The sequence below is a fragment of the Neisseria gonorrhoeae genome (genome assembly GCF_003315235.1).
Classification (GTDB): domain Bacteria; phylum Pseudomonadota; class Gammaproteobacteria; order Burkholderiales; family Neisseriaceae; genus Neisseria; species Neisseria gonorrhoeae.
On the sequence record NZ_QNRU01000056.1, the window covers coordinates 1 to 4,302 of the forward strand.

Annotated in this window: 11 protein-coding genes; 7 read left to right on the top strand and 4 right to left on the bottom strand. The window is 51.6% G+C overall.

The window, feature by feature from the left end:
* The 4 genes from DFR77_RS12275 to DFR77_RS12290 form a co-directional block, all read left to right on the top strand.
* Positions 1-208: helix-turn-helix domain-containing protein (locus tag DFR77_RS12275; RefSeq protein WP_113852154.1), on the top strand; the 208-nt coding region annotated here is incomplete at its 5' end.
* Positions 205-450 (top strand): hypothetical protein, encoded by a 246-nt coding sequence (locus tag DFR77_RS12280; RefSeq protein WP_003690221.1) that lies wholly within the window; start codon positions 205-207, stop codon positions 448-450. The genes DFR77_RS12275 and DFR77_RS12280, both read left to right, overlap by 4 nt.
* Before the next feature lie 2 nt (positions 451-452).
* Positions 453-638 (top strand): DUF5397 family protein, encoded by a 186-nt coding sequence (locus DFR77_RS12285; RefSeq protein ID WP_003690223.1) that lies wholly within the window; start codon positions 453-455, stop codon positions 636-638.
* Complete coding sequence (locus DFR77_RS12290; protein ID WP_003690225.1) at positions 638-916, top strand: endoribonuclease VapD; 279 nt, start codon at positions 638-640, stop codon at positions 914-916. Before DFR77_RS12285 ends, DFR77_RS12290 begins: the two co-directional genes overlap by 1 nt.
* Here DFR77_RS12290 and DFR77_RS12295 read toward each other — a convergent pair.
* The 4 genes from DFR77_RS12295 to DFR77_RS14300 all read right to left on the bottom strand — a co-directional run bounded on the left by DFR77_RS12295 (position 894) and on the right by DFR77_RS14300 (position 2,914).
* Positions 894-1,148: a CppA family protein gene (locus DFR77_RS12295; RefSeq protein WP_003690227.1), complete on the bottom strand. Its 255-nt coding sequence runs from the start codon at positions 1,146-1,148 to the stop codon at positions 894-896. The two genes, DFR77_RS12290 and DFR77_RS12295, sit on opposite strands and share 23 nt — an antisense overlap.
* Positions 1,149-1,194: 46 nt before the next feature.
* The gene (locus DFR77_RS12300) at positions 1,195-1,836 is read right to left on the bottom strand and encodes an MbeB family mobilization protein (protein ID WP_003690229.1); all 642 of its coding nucleotides are present in this window, start codon (positions 1,834-1,836) and stop codon (positions 1,195-1,197) included.
* A gap of 83 nt (positions 1,837-1,919) precedes the next feature.
* Positions 1,920-2,549, bottom strand: a complete 630-nt coding sequence (locus DFR77_RS12305) for a relaxase family protein (RefSeq protein WP_003696452.1) — start codon at positions 2,547-2,549, stop codon at positions 1,920-1,922.
* Positions 2,534-2,914 (bottom strand): MobC family plasmid mobilization relaxosome protein, encoded by a 381-nt coding sequence (locus DFR77_RS14300; protein WP_014580441.1) that lies wholly within the window; start codon positions 2,912-2,914, stop codon positions 2,534-2,536. The genes DFR77_RS12305 and DFR77_RS14300 overlap by 16 nt, the downstream gene beginning before the upstream one ends.
* Positions 2,915-2,992: 78 nt before the next feature.
* On the opposite strand from DFR77_RS14300, the gene DFR77_RS13540 reads away from it, so the two are divergent.
* From DFR77_RS13540 to DFR77_RS12325, 3 genes are all read left to right on the top strand, one after another.
* Complete coding sequence (locus DFR77_RS13540; RefSeq protein ID WP_025455920.1) at positions 2,993-3,217, top strand: hypothetical protein; 225 nt, start codon at positions 2,993-2,995, stop codon at positions 3,215-3,217.
* Between the two features lie 82 nt (positions 3,218-3,299).
* Positions 3,300-4,169, top strand: coding sequence for a replication initiation protein (locus tag DFR77_RS12320; protein WP_003690219.1), 870 nt, complete (start codon positions 3,300-3,302; stop codon positions 4,167-4,169).
* Between the two features lie 3 nt (positions 4,170-4,172).
* The coding region (locus DFR77_RS12325) for an HTH domain-containing protein (RefSeq protein ID WP_113852155.1) at positions 4,173-4,302 on the top strand (130 nt) is incomplete at its 3' end.

The window sequence follows — 4,302 nt, forward strand, 5'->3', positions numbered from 1 at the left end:
CGTTACGGCTAAAGAACTGGCAAAACGCTTCGGCTGTTCCACAAGAACCGTTTTTCGGGCATGGTCGCAATCCCGCGCCGACTACCTAGCCGAAAACTCTATCAGCCGCGATAAACCGTGGGAACACTTCGGCATTTCCCGCGCCACTTGGTACAGGCGCGGCAAGCCTATGCCGTCTGAAACTGACAACCAAAGCGAAACAGCATGACAAGATACGCAATAAACCGCGATGCTCTGTACTCGGCATTCAAAGATTTTCTGTATTCGGAAATTAACGCAAATCCTGCTTTGAAAAGCGCAACGGTTGATGATCTTGCAGATATAGTTCTAGCCAAAAAATGGAGAATTTTTCTGCCTGACGGCATCAAACGCACAACAGCCGAAAAAGCTGCCCAACGGGTTTTGTACATGACAAACCAGCCTGAAAACCAAACCCAACAGGAGAACTAACCATGCAAACCACTATCCCCACCGGTTCAATCCGCACCTTTGGCGATTACGGCGTGATGTACATCGTCGGCACGCCTGCCGAACAGCTTCCGGACGGCGATTGGCTCGTAAATATTGAACTGCCGGAAAGCGGCGAACACACGCAATACAAACTGTCCCACATCGTTCAAGACCCAAAGGCTGCCTAATGTACGCGATTTCTTTTGATTTGGTGGTTGCCGATACCGCTCAAAACCATCCGAAAGGCATTTCCCAAGCCTACGCGGATATTGGATACACCCTGCGGAAATTCGGCTTTACCCGCATTCAGGGAAGTTTGTACACCTGCCAAAACGAAGATATGGCTAACCTGTTTTCAGCCATCAACGAGCTAAAAGCTCTGCCTTGGTTTCCGTCTTCTGTCCGCGATATTCGGGCGTTCCGCATTGAGCAGTGGTCTGATTTCACAAGTCTTGTGAAGTCTTAACTGCCTTACCGTCCAACATCCGCCGCAGCCCTGCCAGTTTTTGGCGCGCTGCGGCGTTTTCTGTGCGTTTTAGGGCTTCGGGTAGGCTAGCCCCCAATACTTTGGCGATATTGCTCGGATAGGGCTTTCTCGCGCCCGCAATGCGGGTTTCTGCTTCCGCTACGGCTTCTGCCCCGTAGGTCTCTATCAGCCATGCGGCTGTTCGCCTGTCGCGTTCGTTCTCGGTAATCATCGGCTCATTCCCCATCCCCTGCTTTGGGTTCGTTTGTATCGTTGGCTTATCGTTTGGCTGGTTGATTCAAGATTTCGCTCTGCCGTTGCCGTATTTCGCTCTGCCGCTCTAACTCGGCTGCCAAGCTCGCTAGCTGCTGCGCTAAACTCGTGTTTTCCTGCTCTAGCTCTGCCAACCTTTCGCCCAAGTGCGTTAAGGCTTTCATCATTCGCTGCTCGATTGCTGCGTGATTGCTCTCTAATTCCGCTAACGCGTCCAGCATTCGCTTCTCGGTCGCTACGCATACCCGCGTTGCTTTGCTGTTCTCGACTGGGCAATTTTCCAGTGTCAAACCTTTGGTCTTGGTTTCCAACAGGTCTAGGGTGCGCTCTGCTTCGGCTCTCTGCTGTTTCAAGTCGTCCAGCTCGTTCTTGACGCTCCATATCGCTATGAACAGCCCTGCTATGACTATCAACCCTGCCGCCGATATACCTAGCAAGCTCCACAGATAGGGCTTGAATACTGCCTTGCTCATGCGTAACTGCCGGGCGTTTATATCGGCGGTTATTTTCTGCTCGCTTTGCTTCAATGCCTCGTTGATATTTTTCCGTAACGTCTCTAAGTCTGCTTTCGTTTGTTGCTCTATGCTGGCGGCTTCGGTGCGTGATGTCTGCTCGAAGGTCTTCGCCAAATCGGAAATCTTGCTCATACAGTGCGCCTTTCAGTCGGATGTTGCGCCCTTTTGGGTCCGGGTTCTTGATGCTGATGCTGCTGATGGTCGCTCGTGATATTTCAAAACCTACCTTTTCCAGCGTTTCCAGCACGTCTGCGCGGCTTTTTAGCTTGCCTGATAGGGCTAGGGCTTCTAAGCCGTCTGTGATGCTCTGTGATGCTCTGTGCGGCTTCCTGCGTGTTTCTCGGCAGGTCTTTGGCTTGGGTCATGCTCTGCCGTTTGGCGGGGTCGTCTGGGTCGCTGTATCCGTGCGTCAGGTTCTGCATGGTGCGCCATGCGTCCACTCTTCCTCTGTCGGCGGCGTAGTAGTAGGGCTGTAACCGCTTTCCGCTCAAAAGCTCGATGTTCGGTATCACGAAGTTGAGTTCCAAACGCCCTTTGTCTCGGTGTTCTACCCATAGGCAGTTGTATTGGTCTTTGTCCAAGCCTGCAAAAATACACTCTTCGAAGCTGTCCATCAGGGCGTGTTTCTGTTCGGCGGGGATGTTGCTTTCTTCAAAGCTCAGGCAGCCGGCGGTGTATTTCTTGGCGTAATCGCTGCTGTTTATCAGGGCGGCGGTTTCTTCGGGGTCACCGCGTAATAATCTGGCTTCTTCTCGGTCGCGGTCTTTGCCTAGAAGATAGTCTATCGGACCACTCCCGCCGCCTTTCCCCCTATTGAAAAACTGCACAATCATTGGGACTGCCATCCGTTCTTTTCTTTGGCTAAAAAATCCCGTAGGGAATTTAAGGAACGTTCCAACGCTGCCAGCTCGGTCGTCGCCTTGAGTGCTTCCACATTGCCCAACGTGCCGACCTTTGCGGCGGTGTTCAGGGCCTTGGCTATTTGGTTCAGGTTGTTACCCATGCCTGCAAGGACGCGCACGACTTCGGGCGGGAATTGGAATTTGACGGTTTTTTTGTCGGATGCTTTGCCATCTTCCAAAACCCGCTCCCGAATGTAGCGGGCTAAATTCGGATGGGTCTTCTGTCGGGTCAAAGTCTCAAACTCGGTCGGGCTGACTCGGATGATGAGTTGCTTTGTTCGCTTTTCGGCGGCACTCGAACCTGTCAAAAGGGCAAAATACCCCTGTTTTTGACTGCTTTCTGCTCAAAAAAACGGCATTTCATCACGGCATTTCGCCGATACTCCATGAAGAACTCCGGGAAGAACACGCACGCCGCCCTGTCGGAACTGGTTTCATGTTTCCCCCAAAACGCCGCCCTGCTGGCCGGCTTAGGTCGCGCTGCTGCGCTCCAAGCTTTACCGCTTCGCCTGCTGGCTTCGCTAAATTGCGGATTGGAAAATTTTGAAATAAGAACCCCTATCGGGCTGTTATCTGATTATGGTTATTTTGACATAGTTGTATCATCTTAAAAACAAGCATACAATCTGCAAATCTTAGACAAAGCAAAACCCCCGCCAAACGCCAATCTGCACGGGGGTTTCGAGATACAACATGAGCCAATTATACACCCAACCCGACCTCTTCTTGCAAGAACGTATCCCACACAAGCCATACTGCAAAGATTTCAAAGAAGCGCCTATGCTGGTGCGCTCTTACGCTGCCGCCATCAAACGCCGCTACATCCAAGTCAATCCGCCGCATCTGCGTGTGTTTATGCTCTTTGACTTGGATTACGAAGGGGCGGGGTTGGCTTGGGAAGACAATAATCTGCCTATGCCTGCTTGGGCGGCAATCAACAGGGAAAACGGCGGCGCACACCTTGCCTATGCGCTTTCCGCGCCTGTGCTGACGGCGGAATACGGTGGGAGACAAAAAGCCCTGCGCTATCTTGCTGCACTTGAAGCAGCATATAAGGCGAAATTGCGCGGTGATGTGGGCTTTGTATCGCTGATTACGAAAAATCCCGAACATCCGCATTGGCTGACGCTGCGCGGCGTTCCTGACGCAATCAGGGGCTACGATTTGGAGTATCTTGCGGATTTCGTGGATTTAGACAAGTTTAAGCCCTATATCGGTCGCTCTAACGTGGAAGCGGTCGGATTAAGCAGAAATTGCACGGTGTTTAACCTTGTGAGCCGTTGGGCGCACAAAAACGTGTTGGCGTTCAAACAGCAGGGCTACACGGTGCAAGGCTGGCTGAAAGAAGTGCATTACCAGTGTATGCGGGTAAATGGGGATTTCCCTGTCCCGATGTGGGAAAAAGAAGTGAAATGTATCTCCAAATCAATCGCTAACTGGGTTTGGTACAAGTTTGATATTGCAGCCAGCAATCGACGGTTTTCGGAATTGCAGGCTCATCGGAATAGTTTGCGGAAAACAACCATCAATGCAGGCAGAACAAAAATCATCACGGAGCTTTGAAATATGGCCTATCCAAAACTGAAAACCACCAAGCGAGACGTTACGGCTAAAGAACTGGCAAAACGCTTCGGCTGTTCCACAAGAACCGTTTTTCGGGCATGGTCGCAATCCCGCGCCGACTACCTAGCCGAAA